This is a genomic window from Amycolatopsis sp. NPDC051102 (assembly GCF_040682815.1).
In the GTDB taxonomy this organism is placed as follows: domain Bacteria; phylum Actinomycetota; class Actinomycetes; order Mycobacteriales; family Pseudonocardiaceae; genus Amycolatopsis.
The window spans coordinates 693023-713399 of the sequence record NZ_JBFBBT010000003.1; the positions used below are offsets into that span (position 1 = coordinate 693023).

Here is a 20377-nt window from a genome sequence, read left to right on the forward strand (position 1 = left end):
CGGAACATGTCTTCCTTGATCACGGCCGACATCGTGCTCGGCGCGCTCGGAGTGCTGAACCTCGTGCTGCTGCTCGGCGTCGTCCGGCGGCTACGCGAGCACGCGAAAGCCATCGAAGCCGCTTCGAAGGGCGGAGGCACGGCACCGGAGGTCATGATCGCGCCGGGTGCCTCGCCGGACGCCTTCACGACGTCGACCACCGACGGCGCGGTCCTGTCGGGCGACCTGCTCCCCGGTTCGGCGTTGATCGGGTTCTTCACGCCGCACTGCGGGGCCTGCACCGAACAGCTGCCGCGGTTCCTCGAACGGGCGGAAGCCGAGCCCGGCGGCCGGTCGGCCGTGCTCGCGGTGGTGATCGGCTTGGACACCGACGACGACACCCGGGCCATGGCGCGGCAGTTCGAGGCCGCGGCGCGCACGGTGATCGAGCCGCCCGGCGGCCCGGTGGCTTCGGCGTTCGGCGTCCGGGGCTTCCCCGCGGTCTGTGTCCTGGACGACGACGGCCGGATCGCTTCCCGGGGTTTCGTGCTGGAGGAACTGGCCGCACCGGTGGCCGGAGGCCGCGGTTGAGCGGTCGCGTGCCCCGGCGCGAGGGGTACCGCCGCACGGCCGCGGACGCCCGGGACGCGGTCGCCCTCGCGGTGCGGGCCGCGCCCGGTGCGGTGGCCGGAGACGTCGTGCTGGTCGTCGTCGCCGGTGCGCTGCCGGTGCTCACGGCGTGGCTGACGAAGGTCGTGCTGGACGCGCTCGTGGCGGGCGGGACAGCACCGGTCGTCCTGCCCGCCGTCGCGCTGGCGGCCGTCGGCGTGGCCACGGTGCTGACCCAGCAGACGACCCGGTACGTCCGGTCCGCGCTCGGCCGGGCGGTGACGGAACTCGCGCAGTGGCGGCTCTACGACGCCCTCGGGCGGCTCCAGGGGCTGGCCCGGCTCGAAGATCCCCGGTTCCACGACCGGGTGCAGCTCGCCCAGTCGTTCGGGCGGTCGGCGCCCGGTGACCTCCTGGGCCGCGGCCTCGCCATCGGCCAGGCTTCGGTGACCCTGCTGGGTTTCCTCGGGACCCTGCTCGCGATCGGCCCGGTCTTCGCGGTCGTCGTCGCGCTCGCCGCGGTGCCGGCGCTGGCGGTCGAGCTGACGATCGGCCGCCGCCGCGCCGACATGCTGACCGCCACGGGCCACGGCCGCCGTCGCGAGCTGTTCTACGCGCAGCTGCTCACCGACCACCGCGCCGCCAAGGAGATCCGGCTGCTCGGCCTGGGCGGCCACTTCGGGGCCCGGATGCGGCGGGAGACCGCCGCGGTGCACCGGGAGGACCGCCGCGCGGACCGGCGGGAGCTGGTCGCCCAGGTGCTGCTCGGCTCCGCGGGTGCCCTGATCGCCGGATTCGGTCTGGTCTGGGCCGTCCGCGGTGCCCGGACCGGAGAGCTGAGCGTCGGTGACGTCTCCGTGTTCGCGGCCGCGGTGGCCGGGACGCAGGCCATGGTCCTGTCCGTCGTCCGCGAGCTCGCGGCCGGCCACCAGGCGCTGCTGCTCTTCGGCCACTACGCGGCGGTCGTGCGGGCGGAACCGGACCTGCCCGTGCCGGCGCGGCCGCGGCGGGCAGGCGAGCTACGCGACCGGATCGAGCTGCGGGACGTCTGGTTCCGTTACCGCGACGACGGGCCGTGGGTGCTGCGCGGGGTGAACCTGACGATCCGCCGTGGCGAGACGGTCGCGCTGGTCGGGGTGAACGGCGCCGGCAAGAGCACGCTGGTGAAGCTGCTCTGCCGGTTCTACGACCCGGTGGCCGGAAGCATCACGTGGGACGGGGTCGACCTCCGCGAGCTGCGCGTCGACGACCTGCGCAAGCGGATCGGCGCGGTGTTCCAGGACTACATGACCTACGACCTGACCGCCCGGGAGAACATCGGCGTCGGCGATCTGACCGCGCTCGGCGACGACGAGCGGCTGCACCGCGCCGCCCGGCAGGCGCAGGCCCACGACCTGCTGGCCGCGCTGCCCCGCGGCTACGACACCCCGCTCACGCGGACCTACTTCGAGGACGAGGACCGCGCCGCCGCGGACGTGGGGGTGCTGCTCTCCGGGGGACAGTGGCAGCGGATCGCCTTGGCCAGGGCGTTCCTCCGGGACCGCTGCGACCTGCTCCTGCTCGACGAACCCAGTTCGGGGCTGGACGCCGAAGCCGAGCACGAACTGCACACGCGGTTGCGGGCGCACCGGGAGGGGCGGACCAGCGTCGTCATCGCGCACCGGCTGAGCGCGGTCCGCGACGCCGATCGCATCGCCGTGCTGGACGACGGTGAAGTCGTCGAAGAAGGCGCACACGCCGACCTGATGGCCGTGTCCGGCGGCCGCTACGGCCGGCTGTTCCGGCTGCAGTCGCGGGGTTACGGGGCGGGCGAGGCGGAATTGGCGGGCCGGCCGTGACCGGCTGGATCTGGGCCGCCGCGGCTCTGGTGCTCGGCGGGGTGATCCGGTGGCAGCTGCGCGGCCGCTGGTTCGTCGCCGTCGTGTCCGGCCTCAGCATGACGCCGGCGCTGCGGGACGGCCAGCGGGTCCTCTGCCGCCGGGCCGGGAAGATCCGCCGCGGTGTCGTCGTGGTCGTCGCACACCCCGGCCGCGACGGGCCCCGGGCGACGCGCACGGGCTACCTGATCAAGCGGGTCGCGGCGGTCCCCGGCGACCCGGTCCCCCGAGCCGGGCTGCCGGCCCTGGCGGACCGGCCGGAGGACCGGGTGCCGTCGGGAATGCTCGTGCTGCTCGGCGACGCGAAGGGGAGTATCGATTCGGCCGAGCTCGGCTACTTCCCGGTCGAGCGGGTCATCGGTGTCGTGACGACCCGGTCGGTTCAGCAGGAGTACTGGGAATAGATGCAGGAATCGCAGTAGTGGCTGCAGTCGCAGTTGAAGTAGCAGGTCCGGTACCACTTCCGGAGGGAACCGCCGTAGTCGTAACAGCCGCAGTACTGGAGGAAGTCGCCCTGACACGGGCAACCCGCTTCCGCGGTCACCCGGGGGACGACGAGTCCGAGGATCCGGTCACCGAGCGCGGCCACGCCTTGGACGGCGTGGTCGAGTTTCGGGCTCAGCTGGAGCATCCGCATGATCCTTTCGATCTTTGGAGCAGGCTGGTTTGCTGGTCGTGATCCATCGTCGCCGCCCGCCGCACAGCGGGTGCACACCCGCCGCACAGGCCGCGCGGCCGGAGGGAAGGACCTTTCGCAGCACAGGATGACCATCAGGAGGACGGCCCGGACGGGCCGGAGGAGGGGAGCGGATCATGGCCATCGCGCACGGTGTGACAACGGACCGGGAAATCGAGTTCCGGCTGCTCGGCCCGCTCGAAGTACGCGACCGGGGACGGCGGCTCGCGGTCGGCGGGCCGCGGCAGCGGGCCGTGCTGGCCGCCCTGCTGCTGCGGGCGGACCGGGTGGCGACGGTCGACTACCTGGCCCGCGCGGTCTGGGGGAGACCTCCCGCGTCCATGCGGGCGAACCTGCGGACCTACATCGCCGCGCTGCGGCGCGTGCTCGGTGATCCCGGTGACGGCCGGCGCATCGTCACCCAGCCCGACGGCTACCGCCTGCTCGTGCGGCACGACGAATGCGATGTCGCGCGGTTCGAGTACTGGCGGGTCTCGGGTGACCGGGCGGAGCGGACGGGGGACACCGAACGGGCGGCCCGGTGCTACGACTGCGCCCTCTCGGTGTGGCGGGGCGGCCTGCTCGACGGCCTGCCCGCGGTGGGGCCGGCCCTGCGCGCCGAAGCCGATCGGTGGGAGGAACGCCGGCTCGCCGTCCTGGAGCGGAGTGTCGAGGCGCGGCTGCTGCTCGGGGCGCACGAGGACGTGTTCGACGTCCTGTACGGGGTCGTGGCCGAACACCCGTTGCGGGAACGGTTCTGGGGTCAGCTGATGCGGGGGCTGTACGCGTCGGGACGCCGGGCGGAGGCGCTGGAAACCTACCGCAGAGCACGCCGGTTCCTGGTGTCCGAACTGGGGGTGGAACCGGGTGAAGACCTCCAGGGCATCCAGCAGATGATCCTCGACGGCACGCTGATCGGCGACGCCTTCTGACAACCATCGGTTGTCGCCGGTGCCGGAACGGCTGTTGGACGCGGCCCGCGCCCGGCGGTTTGCTTGGGGCACAAGCAAACCGAGGAGAGCGAAATGGTGGAAGGGATCGCGGCCGGCGTGCCGTTCGTGGCGGTGCCGCCGGCGGACGCGAACGCGCCGGCGGCCCTGCTGGCGGGCTGGCACCTGATGGACGCGCCGGCCGGTGAGGAGGCGATGGCCGAGGCCGTCCCGATGGCGGGCCTGCAGGCGTGGCGCGTCTACTTCGGGCTGCCCCTGTCCGGGAAGCGGCTGCCCGAGGGCGGTCACGACGAGGTGTTCCGGCGCGCGAGCGAGGACGCCGTGCTGAACGTGTTCGGGCCGGTGACCGAGCAGGCCGCGGGCGAGTTCCCGGCGGCGCTGGCCGAGCTGCGCGACCGGCTGCCGGGCGCGACCGGGCCGCTCGGGGTGTTCGGCGGCTCGGCCGGGGCCCTGGTGGCCCTGGAGGTGCTGGCGCGCGGGGCCGCCGCGATCACGGCGGCCGCGGTCGCGAGCCCGGTCGTCCAGCTCACGCCGGTGATCGCCGCCAACGAGCGCCGCTTCGGGGTGTCCTACGCCTGGAGTGAACGTTCGCGGGCGGTCGCGGCGCGCTACGACTTCGTCGACCGGGCGGCCGAGCTGACCGCGCCGCTGCTGGTCGTCACCGGCGCGGACGACGACATCGCCGTGCGGGAGCCGGCCGAGGCGTTGCGCGAGAAGCTGGGGGCCGAGCTGGTGACGGTCGACGGGATGGCGCACGAGTTCCCGCCGGGGACGCCGGCGGCGGCGCGCGTCGACGCCGCCTTCACGGAGTGGTTCGCGCGGCGGCTGCGAGGCTGACGTCGTCCTCCGGCAGCCAGGTGTGGTCCGGGTCCTGGGCGCACCAGTCCTCTTCGCGGCTGGTGCGCCCGGCCACGGCCAGCAGCCGCCGCAGCGCGGGGTGCGCCTTGCCGCGGCGCCAGACCAGCGACCACGGGAACAACGGCGACGGCTCGAACGGCAGCACCTTCAGGTTCAGGTCCGGCGCCAGTTCCATGTCGGCGCCGGCCAGGGTGACGCGCCGCTTGCCGTACCGCGTCTGCTCGAGGGTGTGCCGCAGGTCGTAGCTGACGCCGGAGTCGTCGATCGGCACGCCGAACCGGGTGCACATCTCCCGCAGGTAGGACAGCCACTCGGCGGGGCCGCGCAGCCCGGGCAGCCAGATCCCGTCGGCGCGCAGCTCGTCGAGGCGCAGCACGTCCTGCACGGCCAGCGGGTGCTCCGGCGCGAGCAGCGCGACCAGCGGCTCGAGCCGGACGACCCGGTGCTCCAGCTCCTCGGGCAGCGGCCGCTCGCCGCCGGTGACCCGGCCGAAGGCGGCGTCGAGCTCGCCGGACAGCAGCGGCTCGACCGCGGCGGCGAACCCGCCGCCGGCGACCCGGTCGATCTCCAGCGCCGGTTCGCGCTCGGCGAGGCGGCGCAGCAGGAACATGGGGGAGAGCCGGTAGTCGAGGACGTCGAGCCGCAGCGGCCGGTCCTCGGCGCCCACCGCGGCGACCGCGGCGCCTGCCACCCGCAGCAGCTCGCGGGCGTGCGGGAGGAACCGCTCGCCGTCGGCGGTCAGCTCGACCGCGCGGGGCGTGCGCAGGAACAACGGCGTCGCAAGGGTGTCTTCGAGCTTCCGGATCCGCTTCGACAGCGCCTGCTGGGTGAGGAACAGCGCCTGGGCGGCCCGCCCGAAGTGGCGGTGCTCCGCGGTCACCACGAACGCCCGCACCTGGGCGAGGTCGAGGTCCACCGGCTCAGGCGCCCGGCGGCCGGTCCCGGACGACGCAGGTGAGCCGCGCGGTGCAGGTGCGGCGGCCCTCGTCGTCGGTGAGCACGATCTCCGCGGTGATCGTGCCGCGGCCGACGTGCAGCGGCGTCGCCACGCCGGTGACGGTGCCCGAGCGGACGGCCCGGTGGTGGGTGCAGGACAGCTCCAGGCCCATCGCGGCCCGGCCGGGGCCGGCGTTGAGCGCGGCGACCGTGGAGCCCAGCGCTTCGGCGAGCACGGCGTTCGCGCCGCCGTGCAGCAGGCCGTACGGCTGGAGGTTGCCCTCGACCGGGATCGTGCCGACCACGCGTTCGGCCGTCGCCTCGAGCAGCTTCATCCCGACCTTGTCGTTCAGCTGCTGGTCCGCCGCCGCCGGGTCGATGCCCGACAGCCGCTCCACGTCGATGGGGGCGGCACTTTCCGTCACACAAAGCTCCTGTTCCTATGCGACACGTAAGAGTGTCGGACCCTCAGCCTAGACTCGGCTGCGTGAGCCCGAGTGAGAAGACGACCGTTGCCAACGCCACAGGAAACACCAGCCTCGCCGAGCGGCCGAAGCTGCTGCTGATCGACGGCCATTCGATGGCCTACCGCGCGTTCTTCGCCCTGCCCGCGGAGAACTTCAGGACGAAGACCGGTCAGGTCACGAACGCGGTCTTCGGCTTCACCTCGATGCTCATCAACCTGCTGCGCGACGAAGCACCGACCCACCTCGCGGTGGCGTTCGACCTCTCGCGCAAGACGTTCCGCTCGGAAACGTACGCCGACTACAAGGCGAACCGCAGCACGACGCCGGACGAGTTCCGCGGCCAGGTGGACCTGGTCAAGGAGGTCCTCGAGGTGCTCGGCATCCCGTCGCTGGTCAAGGAGAACTTCGAAGCCGACGACATCATCGCCACGCTCACGACACAGGCGACCGCGGACGGTTTCGACGTTCTCATCTGTACCGGCGACCGCGACGCGCTGCAGCTGGTCACCGAGCACGTCACCGTGCTCTACCCCAAGCGCGGCGTCTCGGAGATGACCCGGTTCACCCCGGACGCCGTCGAGGAGAAGTACGGCCTCACCCCGCGGCAGTACCCGGACTTCGCGGCGCTGCGCGGCGACCCGTCGGACAACCTGCCGAGCATCCCCGGTGTCGGCGAGAAGACCGCGGCCAAGTGGATCAAGCAGTTCGGCTCGCTCGACGACCTCATCGACCGCGTCGACGAGGTCAAGGGCAAGGTCGGCGACGCGCTGCGGGCGCACCTGTCCTCGGTCCAGCTCAACCGGCAGCTCACCGAGCTGATCCGGGACGTCGAGCTGGAGATCGCGCCGTCCGGGCTGGAGCTGCGCCCGTGGGACCGCGAGGCGGTGCACGCGCTGTTCGACGAGCTGGAGTTCCGCGTGCTGCGGGACAGGCTGTTCGCGACCCTGCAGAGCGCCGAGCCGGAGGCCGACGAAGGCTTCGAGGTCTCGGGGTCCGCGCTGGCGCCCGGTGCGCTGGGTGCGTGGCTGGCCGCGCACGCGGGCGCGGGCGAGCCGGTGGCGCTGTCCTTCCGCGCGGTGGGCGCGTCGGTCCGGTCCGACCTGCGTGCGGTCGCTTTCGCAACGGCTGACGGCGAAGGCGCGTATGTCGACGTCACGGCGATGGACCAGGCCGACGACGCCGCGCTCGCCGCCTGGTTCGCCGACAGCGCCGTCCGCAAGGTCGGCCACGACCTCAAGGTCCCGCTGCACGCGATCCGCGCCCGCGGCTGGGCCCTCTCGGGGCTAGCCATGGACACCGCGCTGGCCGCGTACCTGGTCCGCCCGGGACAGCGCACGTTCGAGCTGGACGACCTCGCGCTGCGCTACCTGCACCGCGAGCTGCGCTCCGAGACCGACGGCGGCGACGGGCAGCTGTCGCTGCTCGACGGCGGCGCGGAAGGCTTGGAGCAGAAGGAGATCCAGGACGAGCTGGTCAAGGCCCGCGCGATCTTCGAGCTGGCCGGCGCGCTCGACAAGGAGCTCGAGCAGATCGGCGGCGCGAAGCTGCTCGCCGAGCTGGAGCTGCCGCTGCTGGAAGTGATCACCGAACTGGAGATCGCCGGCGTCGCCGTCGACCTGGAGCAGCTGACCACGCTGGAAGCGCACTACCTCTCGCGGGTCACGCAGGCGGCCGAAGAGGCGTATGCGGTGATCGGCAAGCAGATCAACCTCGGTTCGCCGAAGCAGCTGCAGGTCGTGCTGTTCGACGAGCTGGGCATGCCGAAGACCAAGCGCACCAAGACCGGCTACACCACCGACGCCGAGGCGCTGCAGGGCCTGTTCGAGAAGACCGAACACCCGTTCCTGCAGCACATGCTGGAGCACCGGGACGCGACGAAGCTGCGCACGACGGTCGAAGGGCTGATCAAGTCCGTCGCCGACGACGGGCGCATCCACACCACGCTGCTGCAGACGATCGCGGCCACCGGGCGCCTGTCGTCGACCGAGCCGAACCTGCAGAACATCCCGGTCCGCACCGAGGAAGGCCGCCGCATCCGCGACGCCTTCGTCGTCGGCGAGGGCTTCACCGAGCTGATGACCGCGGACTACAGCCAGATCGAGATGCGGATCATGGCGCACCTCTCGAAGGACGAGGGCCTCATCGAGGCGTTCAACTCCGGCGAGGACCTGCACACGTTCGTCGCGTCGCGGGCGTTCTCGATGCCGCCGGAGGAGATCACGCCGGAGCTGCGCTATCGCGTCAAGGCGATGTCGTACGGGCTGGCGTACGGGTTGTCGGCGTACGGGCTTTCGCAGCAGCTGCGCATCTCCACCGAAGAAGCCAAGGAGCAGATGGAGGCGTACTTCGCCCGCTTCGGCGGCATCAGCGACTACCTCCACTCGGTGGTCGGCGAAGCGGCGAAGTGCGGCTACACGGAGACGATCTTCGGCCGCCGCCGCTACCTGCCGGACCTCAACAGCGACAACCGCCAGCGCCGCGAGATGGCCGAGCGAATGGCGCTGAACGCCCCGATCCAGGGCAGCGCGGCCGACATCATCAAGGTGGCGATGCTGAACGTCCACCGCGCGCTCGTCGAGGCGAAGCTGAAGAGCCGGATCCTGCTGCAGGTCCACGACGAGCTCGTGCTCGAGGTCGCGGACGGGGAGAAGGAACAGCTGGAGAAGCTGGTGCGCGAGGGCATGGGCTCGGCGTACGCCCTGGCCGTGCCGCTGGAGGTGTCGATCGGCTACGGCCGGTCGTGGAACGAAGCCGCGCACTAGATCCTGCTCACGCAGCGTCACGGCCCGGATCACCGGGTCGTGGCGCGGTAGTACTCGGGCGGACGTCGCCGGGCGGCACGCGCCGCGGTGATGCTGGGCGCCATGGCGAGTGACTTCCAGCGGCGCAAGATCTCCGGCGTCTTCGGCGCCCTGGACCACGACGGCGACGGGTACCTGACGGAGGCCGACTTCCGGGCGCTCACCGCCCGGTGGCTCGACCTCCGCGGCACCGACGCGAGCACGCCCGACGGGCGGCGGCTCACCGGCATCATGATGGGCTGGTGGGGCACCCTGGACGACGCCGCCGGCGGCGACGGCAAGGTCAGCCTCGACCAGGTCCTCCAGGTCGTCGACGAACTCCCGCGGATGCCGGGCGCGGTCACCGGCACCGCCGAGGCGATGTTCGAAGCCGTCGACGAAAACGGGGACGGCGTCATCTCCGCCGCCGAGTACGACCGCCTCATCGCGGCCTGGAACGGCGTCGGCACGCCGTCGGAGGACGTTTTCGCCCTCCTCGACACCGACGGCGACGGCCGCCTCTCCCGCGAGGAGTTCACCGGGCACTGGTTCGAGTTCTGGGCCGGCGACGACCCGGCCGCCCCCGGTAGCCGCGTGTTCGGGCGAGTGTGATCCGGCGTTGCGCCGAACGGACGACTCCGTTCGGGTGAGCCATTACCGCTGGGTAGGGAGGTCGGCGCCAACGCGTGGCGATCACGGCGTAGGGTCCGCCGAATGGGGTTCGAGCGTGAGCGACGACGCTGGCGGGTCCGGTTGCACGACGAACTCGGCCGGGTGTGCGGAGCGGGCACGGTACTGGACGAGTACCACGTGCTCACGAGCGCGCACGTCGTCGAGACCGCCGGTGGCCCGCGCGCCGCGCTGAGCGTCGACTTCGTCGGCCTGGCCGAGGCGATGCCCGGCACCGCGACCGTCGTCGAAGGCTGCTGGGTGCCCTCCGACGGCGGCGGCCACGGCGACCTCGCCCTGCTGCGCCTGGAACGTCCCGAATCCCGCGTGTTCCGCGCCCCGCTGCACCGCATGCCGCTCGGCGAGCACCAGCTCGTCCGCGCGTTCGGGTTCCCGCCGGGCTCGGTCGGCCGCTGGACGCACGCGCGGCTCGGCGGCCCGGAGCAGACCGGCGGCGAGTGGGTCCGCCTGTTCCGCACGGCCGAAGCCGAACCGCTCGGGCCGGGCTTCGGCGGTACGGCGGTGCTCGACGAAGCGACCGGGCACGTCGTCGGCATGGTCGTCGGCAAGGACACCGGCACGTGGATGGTGCCGGTGGAGACGATGCTCGGGCACCTGCCCCAGCTGAGCATCTGGACTTCGGGCAGCCCGGCGGTCGACGCGAGTTTCTCGCGTCCGGTCGGCGAGGCCGTCGACGTGTCCTTCGTGCAGCGCGTCGCCGACTGGTTCGCCAACGCGGAGCCGGGCACGGTCTGGGTCGTCGACACGGGCGAGGCCGGCTCGCCGGTGGCGGCGGCGCTGCGGTTCGGGATCGTCCTCGCCGACCGGGAACGTTCCCTCGGCGTGCCCGGCCTGCCGCCCGCGCTCGGCGAGATGCCCCCGCCGGGCAGCGTCGACCTCGCCGTCGACGCGACCGGCCGCACGGCCGACGCCGTCCGGCACCGCATCGCCGACCGCCTCACCAACGGGGTCGCGGGCCGCACGCTGGTCGTCGACGCGATCGACGACTCCGCCGAGCCCGACCGGCTCGTCGGCGAGGTGCTGGCCCCGCTGGCCGGCCGGGCGGCCGAGCTCGGCCTCCGCCTGCTGCTGGGCTTCCGCGAGGAGACTTCGCCGGGGGTGGCGGCGGTGCGCGCGAGCACGGGCCAGGCCCGCCCGGCCCCGGACGACCTCGCGGGCCGGCTGGAGGTGCTGACCCAGGCGGTGGCGGAGCTGGCGGAGATCGAGGCGTACCAGCTGCGCGTGGCAACGCGCTTCACGGGTGTCGCCATGCTCCCGGCCCGCGCGCAGCGGCTGAAGGGCGCGTTGAAGCAGCTGCGGTCGGCCGAAGTGGACGGCGACGCGGAGTGGGTGGAGCGCCACATCGACAGCCACGAGCACGCGGTGGCCCCGGCAGTGGAGGACGGCCGCCGCCAGCGAGCGGTCCTCGACGGCCTGGTGGCCCGCCGCGAGGAGCTGCGCGCCCGCCTGTCGGGCGACCACGAGCTGGCCCGCGAGCACGGCCTGGTGGGCGACCCGGAGGTCGAGCAGGCGTACATCCCGGCGAAGAGACTGCTGATCGACGGCCCGTGCGAGCTGACGGCAGCGGTCACGGCGGTGGACACGTACGCGGCGGCGGTCCGGGCCCGCATCGAGGACCGCGGCTGAGCAAGCCGGCCGGGGCTCGCGTGCCTGGACGGTCGGCTCGCGTACCTCGGCGGTCGGTTCGCGTGCCGGAGCGGTCGGTTCGCGTGCCGGGCGGGTCGGTTGGCGTACCTGGACCTTCGGCTCGCGGCGCCGGAATTGTCGGTGCCTGCCGGTAATGTGGAAACGGGGGCGCCCCCGCGGCCCGCGGCCCGCGGATCACACCGTGAGCACCACCTTCCCGCGCAAGTGACCACCTTCGATCAGCCGGTGTGCGTCGGCGATGCGTTCGAACGGGAACGTCTCCTGCACGTGGACCCGAAGCCGCCCCAGCTCCACCAGTTCCACGAGGCCGCGCAGCGCCACCGGATCCGGATCGACCGCGATCCCGCTGAACCGCATTCCGGCCGCCTCGAACTTCGCGATCAACTCCGTGTCTTCCTCCGCCACCGCCGTCACGAGATGGCCCCCGGGCCGGAGCACCCCGAGCGAACGCGCAGCCGTGTCGCCGCCGAGGGTGTCGAGCACGACGTCCACGTCCCTGACCACCTCCGCGAAATCCGTCGTCGTGTAGTCGACGACCTCGTCGGCGCCCAAGCTCGCGACGAAGTCCCGCTTGCCCGCGCCCGCGGTCGTGATCACGTGCGCGCCGAGCGACTTCGCGAGCTGGATCGCGACGTGGCCGACCCCGCCGCCACCGCCGTGGACCAGGACGCGGTCGCCCTCGGTCACGCGGGCGAGGTCGACGAGGCCCTGCCACGCCGTCAGCCCGACGATCGGCAACGCCGCCGCCTCGACGTGGGAAAGCGCCGCCGGTTTGCGGGCCAGGTGCAACGCCGGCGCGGCCACGAACTCGGCGTACGCGTTGGCCGCCCGGGGGAACAGCGGCATCCCGAACACCTCGTCACCGGGCCGGAACCGCCACGTCTGCGCCGCCTCCTCGACCACTCCGCTGACGTCCCAGCCGAGGGTGAACGGCGGCGGGCCCAACAGCGGGAATTCCCCGGCCCGCAGGCGTGGTTCCAGGGGGTTCAGCCCGATCGCCTTGACGCGGACGAGGACTTCGGCCGGCTGAGGGCGGGGCTCGGGCGCGTCCACGACGGTCAGGACCTCGGGGCCGCCGAGCGTGTGCTGGGTGATGATCCGCATGCCTCCACCATGATCGCCGCCACGGCGGCGTACCACCGGTGTCCCGACAGGAAATTCCGGAAACCCGCCGCCGTAGGGTGGGGGTCATGACCGAGCCGGTGGACCATGACGGCGCTGTCGCGGCGGCTTGCGGGCCCCTGGCCCACGGCGAAGACGTCGCCGCGCACTTCCACGACTACGGCCAGCTCAGGTACGCCGCCTCCGGGGCACTGGTCACCACGACCGCGGCCGGCACCTGGGTGGCGCCGGCGAACCGCATCACCTGGGTGCCGCCGTTCCACGTCCACAGCAGCCGCTCGCACGGCGAGACCGTGATCCGGCTGCTCCGGGTGCCGGCGGCCCAGGCCGGGCGATTGCCGGGGCAGCCCTCGGTCTTCGCGGCCAGTGCGCTGATGCGCGAGGCCTACCTCGCGCTGGCGGGCGACCACGACCCGGCCGACGGTCCCCGCGTCCGGCTGCTGCTCGAGGTCGTCCTCACGGAGCTCGCCCGCGCTCCGCAGGAACCGCTGCGCCTCCCCGAGCCGGGCGACGCCCGCCTCAAGGCCGTGACCGACCTGCTGCACGCCGATCCGGCCGGTCCGGCGACCCTGGCCGAACTGGGGCACCGGACCGGTTCGAGCGAACGCACCCTCAGCCGCCTGTTCGGCAGCGAGCTGTCGATGAGCTTCCGCCAGTGGCGGACACTGCTGCGGGTTCAGCGGTCCCTGCTGGAACTGAGCGCGGGTGCGTCGGTCACCGACACGGCGATCCGCCTGGGCTGGGCGAATCCGGGAAGCTTCATCGAGGCCTTCACCGACCTCGTCGGCCAGACACCCGGTCGCTACCGCGCCGCGGCTCGCTGACACGCCGGCCGGCCTTCGAGGTGGGTGAACCAGCCGCCGCCCCTTGATCTCCACCGAATCGGACATCAGGCATGCAAGACCCCTCCCCGAACCGAGGCCGAAAGTGCCTCCGACCCGCCACGTTCCGTAGGACTGCAGTGCTATTGCAGGGAACGTTGCCAAGCTTCCGTCGCCAGCGAACACGTGTTGACGAGAGGGAGATCAACAATGGCCAGCACCGGAGTCCGACACCCGGATCGAGCAGGCTCGGCGGTTCCGTTCACCCGCGTGAAGGCGGCCGCGGCCGTGACCGCGGCCGTGGCGGCGACCGTTCTGGCCGGAGCGCCGGTCGCCACCGCGGCACCAGCGGCTCCCGCAGCGGATCCCAGCTCGGAGTTCCACCTCGAATACGGCGCGAGCTACGCCCTCGGCCACGTGCGGTGGCACCAGCGATCCGTCGACGTCGACTACTCGATCAAAGCCTACGGCTGCCGCCAGCTGGTGGCGTACGGGTACGACGCCAACGGCGTGAAACAAGGGTCGGCCTACTCGTGGTGGGTCTGCGACACCACGTACACGGACACCATGAACGTGCCGGTGGACATCGCGGGAGGCCCGGCCTTCGTCAGGTTCTACTTCGTCGACGAGAACAACACCACTCTCGACACGAAGAAGTACCTCCACCCGTGATCGAGAGGTGGCCGGGCCGAGCGCCCGGCCACCTCGGCCGACGGCCGGCGTGTCACCGAACCGGCCGGTGTCCCCGGCGAGCGCCCTACCGGCGGCCCAGCCCCCGGATCAGCACCATCACCGCGTCCCGCACCTCCGCGCGGGTCCGCTGCGGCCCGAACACCTGCCAGTCCAGCGCCACCACCAGCATCGTCCCGAACAGCCCCGCCGCCGCCGTCGGGATCTGCACCCCGTCCGGCAGCCGCCCGGCCTCGTCCAGCCGGGACAGCTGCTGCTTCACGATCGAGATGATCTCCTCGCGCAGCAGCGACAACGTCCCGTGCCACTGACCCGGTGTCCGCCACAGCTCGCTCACCAGGATCTGCGAGAACCCCGGGTACTGCGCGATGAACTCCAGCGTCGTGTCGACCTGGGCCTCGATCACGTCCAGCGGATCCGCGTCCGAAACCGCGGCGCGCAGCCGGAGCGCGAGCATGTCCACGCCGTACCGCAGCAGCGCGTCGACCAGGCCGTCCTTGGAGCCGAAGTTGTAGTACACCGTGCCCTTCGCGACGCCCGCCGCGGCCGCGATGTCGTCGACCGTCAGGCCCACCAGGCCCCGGCTCTTCGAGAGCTCCAGTGTCGCCTCGAAGAGCTTCTGCTTCGTCCCGCCGCTCACAGGCTCAGCTCGGGCTTGAGGGCCGACACCGTCCAAACGCGACGCTTGCGGGCGGCCAGCGTCGAAACCAGGACCCCGCCCACCAGGTAGGCCACCAGCACGCCGATGTCGCCGAGGATGCGCCCCGTCGAGGCGCCGCTGTAGAACAGGTGGCGGAAGCCGTCGATCGCGTAGCCCATGGGCAGCGCCACGTGCAGCGGGTAGAGCGCGTCCGGGATCGTCTGCCACGGGAACGTGCCGCCCGCGCTCACCAGCTGCAGCACCAGCAGCACCAGCCCGAGGAACTTGCCGACCGCGCCGAAGAACGCGTTGAGCGCGTGCACCACCGACGTGAACGTCAGCGACACCAGGATCGCGAACCCGATCGCGCCCAGCGGGTGCGCGATGTGGATGCCGACCAGCCACGTCACCGCGCCGAACAGGACGATCACCTGCGCGATGCCCAGCAGGGCCGAGGACAGCCAGCCGCCGACCGCGACCCGGAACGGTGCCGCGCCCGCGGTCAGCGCGCGCGTCGAGAGCGGGCGCAGGATCAGGAACAGCACGAACGCGCCGATCCAGGTGGCCAGCGAGATGAAGAACGGCGCGAGGCCGGCGCCGTAGGTCCCCGCCGACGCCTCGCCGTTGGCGTTCACCGCCACCGGGTCCGCGATCGTGCTGGCCGTCGCGTTGCGGGTCGGGTCGTCCGGGTTCGGGATCTGCTTCAGCCCGGCCGCGAGCCCGTCACGCAGTTTCACCGCGCCGTCCGCGAGCTGGTTCGTGCCGGAGACCGCGGTCTTCTCGCCGTCGCTGAGCTGGGACGCGCCGTCCTTCAGCTTGTTCGCGCCGCCCGAGGCCTGCGCGATGCCGCTCGCGAGCTGCGGGGACGCCGCGGCGAGCTGGGCCGCGCCGTCGGACACCTGGCGGGCGCCGTCGGCCAGCTTGGCGAGGTCGCCGTTGGCCTGCTGGATCTTGCTGTTCGCCTGGTCGACGGGGGAGCGCAGCTGGTCGGCGCGCGCCAGGATCTGCTGGATCTGGGCGTCCGGCACACCCGCGTCGCGCAGGTCCGTCTGGAGCTGGCTGCGGTAGGAGTCGAGCTTGCCCTGGATGTCGGACGACGCCGTGGCGGCGACCGAAGCCGCGTCGGCGACCTTCTGGTCCCCGGCGGCCACCTTCGAGGCGCCGTCGGCGAGCTGCTGCGTCTTCGACGGCAGCGAATCGGTGGAGCTCTTGATCGTGCCCAGGCCGGTCGCGAGGCTGGCGGAGCCCTCCGCCAGCGTGGCGGCGCCGTCGGCCAGCTTCTGCTGGCCCGTCTTGAGCTGCGTGGCGCCGTCGGCGAGCTGCGCGGCGCCGTTCGACGCCTCCTGGATCTTGGCGTAGATCGTGGAGAAGCCGACCAGGAACCGGTCCGCGGCCTCGCTGCCGACCTTCTCCGCGATCGTCTTGCGCACCTGCTCGGCGACCTGCTTGGCGATCGTGCCGGACAGGTAGTTGTTGGCGTCGTTGGTGGTCAGCGTGATCGTCGCCTGCTGCGGCTGGAAGTTGCCGACCGACAGCAGCGCGGCGGAGAAGCCGCTGGGGATGCCGATGGCGAACGAGTACTTGTCGTCGCGGACGCCGTCGCGGGCCTCCTGCTCGGACACCTCGTGCCACTGGAAGGTGCCGGACTTGACCAGCTCGTCGGTCACCTCGCGGCCGACGTTGCGGTCATGCCCGGTGGAGTCCTTCGCGCCGGTGTCGCTGGTGAAGACCGCGGCGGGCAGCTTGTCGAGCCGGCCGTACGGGTCGTAGTTCGCGTAGAGGTAGAAGGACGCGTAGAGCAGCGGCACCAGCACGAGCGCGACCAGCGCGAGCTTCGGCAGCGTGCCGGTGGACAGGCGGCGCAGCTCGTTGCGCGCGATGCGGAAGGCGTTCATTCGGAGACCTCGTCAGTGCTCTCGGGGAGCTCTTCGGTGGGGGCGGGGGCGTGGCGCTGCGGCTCCGGCTGCTCGGCGGCGCCGAGGCGCGCGGGCGGGGAGGGGAGCGCGGACAGCGGGGTGGTCGCGGTCAGCACGACGACGGCGAGACCGCGCCCGGCCAGCTCGCGCGCGAGCCCGGCCCAGCTGTCGACGTCGCTGGTGTGCCGGTCGGGGGTGTCGAGGACGAGCACGCGCACGCCCTTGCGCTCGGCGGCGAGCTCGGTGAGCAGCCGCGTGCGCAGGGCCGGGACGAGGTTCTCGAACCGCGTGCCGGCGAACGGCGCGGCGTCGTGCTCGGCGAGCCAGCGGGCGACGTCCTCCTTGCGCGCGGGGCGGTGCGCCAGCGCCAGCTCTTCGCCGACGACCACGTGCAGCGGCAGGGCGTCGTCGGGTTCGCTGACGCCCGGGGCGTCGACGACGGCGACGAGCTCGGTCAGGGGTGCGTCGACGCCCTCGGCGTGGACGGTGCCGGTGGTCGGCTTCAGGCGGCCGGCCAGCGCGAGACCGAACGCGGTGACGCCGACGCCGGGTTCGCCGTGCACGATCGCCAGGTCGCCCTCGCCGACGGTCAGTGAGGTGGGCGGTAACAAGGTGCCGTGGTGCCCTTCGAGGGACACCCGATCGGCTCGGACCTGCACGGTTTCTCCCGCTTCGACAACTTTTGAACTGACCGGTCAGTTCAAAAGCTAGTCCCGGGCGGAGGTGGCGGCAAGATCACCGGACGCACGTCACACTTGTGGGTGGCGTGCCGGTGGCCGCCGGCTGACTGTCGCATTTCGGCGACAGCCGCGCAGCGCGGCCTCACCGGAGCGCCGACGCCGGGCGCACCTCCCACGTCGTCCACAGCGGACGGTAGCCCTGCCGGTGCCAGAACACCGAAGACAGCGGGTTGGTCGGGTTGTAGTACAGGTACGTCCGGGTCGCGCCACCCCGGTGCAGCTCCCGGTGCACGTGGGCCATCAGCGCCCGGCCGAACCCGCCGCCGCGCTCGCCGGGCGCCGTCACGACGTTGTTCACGTAGCCCCAGCGGCCCGCCGGCAGCAGTTCGCCCGCTTCACTGCCCGGCACCGCGTCGATCCACGCGCAGTGCGCGAACGCGCGGGTCTCGCCGTCCGCTTCGGCCAGCCAGACGGGCGGCTCGTCCTCGGCGAGGGCGGCCCGCAGGGACGGCGCCAGCAGTTCGGCCGTGTTGGCCCGGCGGGGCGCCGCGACGAGCCCGGTGTAGTCGAACGTCGCCGCCGCCAGCGCCAGGGCCGCGGCGAAGTCGCCCGGCCCGGCCCGGCGGATCGTGACGCCCGGCTCGGCTTCGGGCGGGGGAGCGGTCCGCACACCGACCGCCGACAGCGGGACGAGGCCGTGGTCGAGGAACGCGCGGATCGCCTCGGCGTCCCGGCTGGGCCAGACGACCACGCACGCCGAGTCGTCGCCGGTCTGCTCGGCCGCGAGCCGGCGCTTGAACGCGCGCAGCAGCAGGTCCGCGCCTTCGGTGCCGGTCGCGCCGAAGTACGGGAAGAGCTGCCAGGTGTCGGCGGCCGACCACAGCATCGGGACGTCGCCGGGTGCCAGCCGCTGCCGCTGCAGCACACCGGTGACCTGGGTGCCGTCGGCGGTCGCCGCGTCCAGCCGCTCGCCGCCCGCCGGTGGCGCCGCGGGCGGGAGCAGCGCGTCGACCGCGGCGAAGCGTGCCCGGTGCGCCGCGAGCAGGGGCTCGGCGATGTCCATGGTCCCCCTTCGGAGCCTGCGGTCAGGACCAGGCGGGGCGCCGGATCCACATGGTCCACAGTGGACGATAGCCCTGCCGGTGCCAGAACACCGGCGAAAGCGGGTTCGCGGGGTGGTAGAAGAGGAACGTCCCGCGCGTCCCGGGCCGGACCAGCTCGTGGTGCGCCACCGCCATCAGCGCCCGGCCGACCCCGCCGCCGCGGGCGGCGGGGGCCACCGACAGCGTGTCGACGTACCCCCAGCGGCCCGGGAGCAGCCGCCCGTGGATGCTGTCGCCCGGCGCGGGCGAGGCCAGCGCGCAGGCGGCCATGCCCGTCGGCACGCCGTCGGTCTCGGCCAACCAGACCAGCCCGCTGAACCGCAGCGAGCGGACGACCTCCGCGCGCAGCAGCGCCGCCGCGCCCGGGCGTGGCACCGCGGTGCCGACCAGCGACGTGTAGCGCCACTCCGCCAGCCGCAGCTCGGTCAGCGCGTCGACGTCGCCCTCGCCGGCCCGGCGGACGGTCACCCCCGCCGGCCCCGGCTCGCCGGGCGGGTCCGGTGGCCGCACCGCCAGGCACGTCATCGGCGCGAACCCGTGCGCCAGCAGCACCGCCGTCGCCTCCGCGTCGCGGCTCGGCCAGGTCAGCGTGCAGGCCGAGTCGGGGCCGGCCGGTGTCCCGCGCAGCCGGTCGCGCCACGCGCCGAGCAGCGCCGCGAGGCCGGCCGCGCCGCTGTCGCCCGGCACCGCGGTCAGGTCCCGGATCTCCGCCGGCCCCCACAGCGCCGGCCAGGACCCCGGCGCGTGCACGACGTGCGTCAGCAGGCCGCCGGCCCGGCGCCCGCCCGCGGTCGCCACCAGGGGTTCGCTCGACGGCGACGGCGGGGCCGCGATCGGCGGGAGCAGCGGGTCGAGCGCGGCGAAGCGGGCGTTCTGCTGCGCTTCGAGGGGGTTCACGAGCGGTGCGTGCGGAAGATCGCGGTGCCCGGGAACAGCTTGCCGCGCAGCGGGCTCCACTGGCCCCAGACCCGCGTGTGCCCGGCCGGCCACTCGGGCTCGACCAGGTCGGTGAGGGTGAACCCGGCGCCCGCCAGCGCACGCACGTAGTCGCCGAGGGTGTGGTGGTACTCGACGTAGGTGGCGGTGCCTTCGTCGTCGACCTCGACGTACGGCGTGCGGTCGAAGTACGGCTGGGTGACGGTCAGCCCCTGCGGGCCCGGGTCGTCGGGGAAGATCCACCGCATCGGGTGAGTCACCGAGAACACCCACGGCGCGCCCGGCCGCAGCACCCGGTGCACCTCGGCGAACACCGCGTCCACCGACGCCACGAACGGGATCGCGCCGAACGCCGAGCAGGCCGCGTCGAAGCTGCCCGGCGCCAGCGGCAGGTGCTCGGCGTTGGCCTGCACGAGCGGCACGGCCAGGCCGGTGCGCGCGTTGCCCTCGCGGGCGTGGCGCAGCATGCCGGCCGAGAGGTCGGTCGCCACGGGGTGCGCGCCCTGGGCCGCCAGCCAGCGCGCGCACGCGGCCTGCCCGCAGCCGACCTCCAGCACGCGCTTGCCGCGGACGTCGCCCAGCAGCCGCGCGTCGGCCTCGCGGACCCCCTCCGGGCACCAGACGAAGTCGGCGTCGCCGAGGAACCCGCCGTGCTCGGCCTGGTAGTCGTCGGCGTCGGCGTCCCACCAGGCGAGGTTCGCCGCCGCGGCCTCGGCCCCGCCGACCTCGCGGTAGGCGACCGCCGTGGTGCCCAGCCGGTGCTCCGCGGCGTCGTGGCGCCCCGGCGCGGGCGCCTCCTCCGGTGGCATGATGGTGTCTCCGGTCCCGGTGGGCCTCAGCTGCTCCACCTGCATCTCGGTGCGTGCGGTTTGCTTCCGCGAGGACCTTAGCGAGCCAGGGGGACCCTGATTGTGCCGCCTAGCGGCTGCCGCGTAGGATAAGTGTTAGCGCAGTGGGTTCGCGCTGCCTTCCGCTCAGCTTCTGGTTGGGACTCGGGTCG

The 20377-nt window shown here is 73.1% G+C and carries 19 protein-coding genes and 1 pseudogene; 10 read left to right on the forward strand and 10 right to left on the reverse strand.

Annotation, left to right across the window (positions count from 1 at the left end; all coding sequences use genetic code 11):
• Window positions 1-6 precede the first annotated feature (6 nt).
• Genes AB0M93_RS13840 through AB0M93_RS13850 form a run of 3 tightly spaced genes read left to right on the forward strand, consistent with a single transcriptional unit; the run spans window position 7 to window position 2869 of the window.
• On the forward strand, window positions 7-570 hold the full coding sequence (locus AB0M93_RS13840) for a TlpA disulfide reductase family protein (protein WP_364272529.1): 564 nt from the start codon (window positions 7-9) through the stop codon (window positions 568-570).
• Entirely contained in the window at window positions 567-2426 is a 1860-nt protein-coding gene (locus AB0M93_RS13845; protein ID WP_364272532.1) for an ABC transporter ATP-binding protein, read from the forward strand. Before AB0M93_RS13840 ends, AB0M93_RS13845 begins: the two co-directional genes overlap by 4 nt.
• Window positions 2423-2869, forward strand: a complete 447-nt coding sequence (locus AB0M93_RS13850; protein WP_364272535.1) for a S26 family signal peptidase — start codon at window positions 2423-2425, stop codon at window positions 2867-2869. Before AB0M93_RS13845 ends, AB0M93_RS13850 begins: the two co-directional genes overlap by 4 nt.
• Here AB0M93_RS13850 and AB0M93_RS13855 read toward each other — a convergent pair.
• Window positions 2848-3096, reverse strand: coding sequence for a hypothetical protein (locus AB0M93_RS13855; RefSeq protein ID WP_364272538.1), 249 nt, complete (start codon window positions 3094-3096; stop codon window positions 2848-2850). The genes AB0M93_RS13850 and AB0M93_RS13855 overlap by 22 nt on opposite strands.
• A gap of 182 nt (window positions 3097-3278) precedes the next feature.
• Here AB0M93_RS13855 and AB0M93_RS13860 point away from each other — a divergent pair, with 182 nt between their 5' ends.
• Window positions 3279-4073: an AfsR/SARP family transcriptional regulator gene (locus AB0M93_RS13860; protein ID WP_364272541.1), complete on the forward strand. Its 795-nt coding sequence runs from the start codon at window positions 3279-3281 to the stop codon at window positions 4071-4073.
• A gap of 93 nt (window positions 4074-4166) precedes the next feature.
• Entirely contained in the window at window positions 4167-4928 is a 762-nt protein-coding gene (locus AB0M93_RS13865; protein ID WP_364272543.1) for a prolyl oligopeptidase family serine peptidase, read from the forward strand.
• Here AB0M93_RS13865 and AB0M93_RS13870 read toward each other — a convergent pair.
• Window positions 4894-5865 carry a LysR family transcriptional regulator gene (locus AB0M93_RS13870; RefSeq protein WP_364272545.1) on the reverse strand — a complete coding sequence of 324 codons (972 nt, stop codon included), beginning with the start codon at window positions 5863-5865 and terminating at the stop codon, window positions 4894-4896. The genes AB0M93_RS13865 and AB0M93_RS13870 overlap by 35 nt on opposite strands.
• Window positions 5866-5869: 4 nt before the next feature.
• Window positions 5870-6310: a hotdog fold thioesterase gene (locus AB0M93_RS13875; RefSeq protein WP_364272548.1), complete on the reverse strand. Its 441-nt coding sequence runs from the start codon at window positions 6308-6310 to the stop codon at window positions 5870-5872.
• Window positions 6311-6372: 62 nt separating this feature from the next.
• Between AB0M93_RS13875 and polA the strand changes: the two genes are divergently transcribed.
• The 3 genes and pseudogenes from polA to AB0M93_RS13890 all read left to right on the forward strand — a co-directional run bounded on the left by polA (window position 6373) and on the right by AB0M93_RS13890 (window position 11448).
• A complete protein-coding gene (polA, locus tag AB0M93_RS13880; RefSeq protein ID WP_364272551.1) occupies window positions 6373-9114 on the forward strand; it encodes a DNA polymerase I in 2742 nt (913 codons plus the stop codon).
• 84 nt (window positions 9115-9198) lie between these two features.
• A pseudogene (locus AB0M93_RS13885) lies at window positions 9199-9744 on the forward strand (EF-hand domain-containing protein); the annotation flags it as partial.
• Between the two features lie 102 nt (window positions 9745-9846).
• Window positions 9847-11448, forward strand: coding sequence for a serine protease (locus AB0M93_RS13890; protein ID WP_364272554.1), 1602 nt, complete (start codon window positions 9847-9849; stop codon window positions 11446-11448).
• Window positions 11449-11643: 195 nt separating this feature from the next.
• On the opposite strand, the gene AB0M93_RS13895 is transcribed toward AB0M93_RS13890, so the two are convergent.
• Window positions 11644-12573: an NADP-dependent oxidoreductase gene (locus AB0M93_RS13895; protein ID WP_364272557.1), complete on the reverse strand. Its 930-nt coding sequence runs from the start codon at window positions 12571-12573 to the stop codon at window positions 11644-11646.
• Between the two features lie 86 nt (window positions 12574-12659).
• Here AB0M93_RS13895 and AB0M93_RS13900 point away from each other — a divergent pair, with 86 nt between their 5' ends.
• Both AB0M93_RS13900 and AB0M93_RS13905 read left to right on the forward strand, forming a co-directional pair.
• Window positions 12660-13415 carry a helix-turn-helix transcriptional regulator gene (locus AB0M93_RS13900; protein WP_364272560.1) on the forward strand — a complete coding sequence of 252 codons (756 nt, stop codon included), beginning with the start codon at window positions 12660-12662 and terminating at the stop codon, window positions 13413-13415.
• A 207-nt stretch (window positions 13416-13622) separates the two neighbouring features.
• Window positions 13623-14084 carry a hypothetical protein gene (locus AB0M93_RS13905; RefSeq protein WP_364272563.1) on the forward strand — a complete coding sequence of 154 codons (462 nt, stop codon included), beginning with the start codon at window positions 13623-13625 and terminating at the stop codon, window positions 14082-14084.
• An 85-nt stretch (window positions 14085-14169) separates the two neighbouring features.
• Here AB0M93_RS13905 and AB0M93_RS13910 read toward each other — a convergent pair whose 3' ends face one another.
• The 6 genes from AB0M93_RS13910 to AB0M93_RS13935 form a co-directional block, all read right to left on the reverse strand.
• Window positions 14170-14742 carry a TetR/AcrR family transcriptional regulator gene (locus tag AB0M93_RS13910; RefSeq protein WP_364272566.1) on the reverse strand — a complete coding sequence of 191 codons (573 nt, stop codon included), beginning with the start codon at window positions 14740-14742 and terminating at the stop codon, window positions 14170-14172.
• Window positions 14739-16637 (reverse strand): YhgE/Pip domain-containing protein, encoded by a 1899-nt coding sequence (locus AB0M93_RS13915; protein WP_364272569.1) that lies wholly within the window; start codon window positions 16635-16637, stop codon window positions 14739-14741. Before AB0M93_RS13915 ends, AB0M93_RS13910 begins: the two co-directional genes overlap by 4 nt.
• On the reverse strand, window positions 16634-17317 hold the full coding sequence (locus AB0M93_RS13920; RefSeq protein WP_364272572.1) for an ABC transporter ATP-binding protein: 684 nt from the start codon (window positions 17315-17317) through the stop codon (window positions 16634-16636). Before AB0M93_RS13920 ends, AB0M93_RS13915 begins: the two co-directional genes overlap by 4 nt.
• Before the next feature lie 163 nt (window positions 17318-17480).
• Window positions 17481-18401 (reverse strand): GNAT family N-acetyltransferase, encoded by a 921-nt coding sequence (locus AB0M93_RS13925; protein ID WP_364272575.1) that lies wholly within the window; start codon window positions 18399-18401, stop codon window positions 17481-17483.
• A 22-nt stretch (window positions 18402-18423) separates the two neighbouring features.
• Complete coding sequence (locus tag AB0M93_RS13930; RefSeq protein WP_364272578.1) at window positions 18424-19338, reverse strand: GNAT family N-acetyltransferase; 915 nt, start codon at window positions 19336-19338, stop codon at window positions 18424-18426.
• Entirely contained in the window at window positions 19335-20186 is an 852-nt protein-coding gene (locus AB0M93_RS13935) for a class I SAM-dependent methyltransferase (protein WP_364272904.1), read from the reverse strand. The genes AB0M93_RS13930 and AB0M93_RS13935 overlap by 4 nt, the downstream gene beginning before the upstream one ends.
• Window positions 20187-20377: the final 191 nt, after the last annotated feature.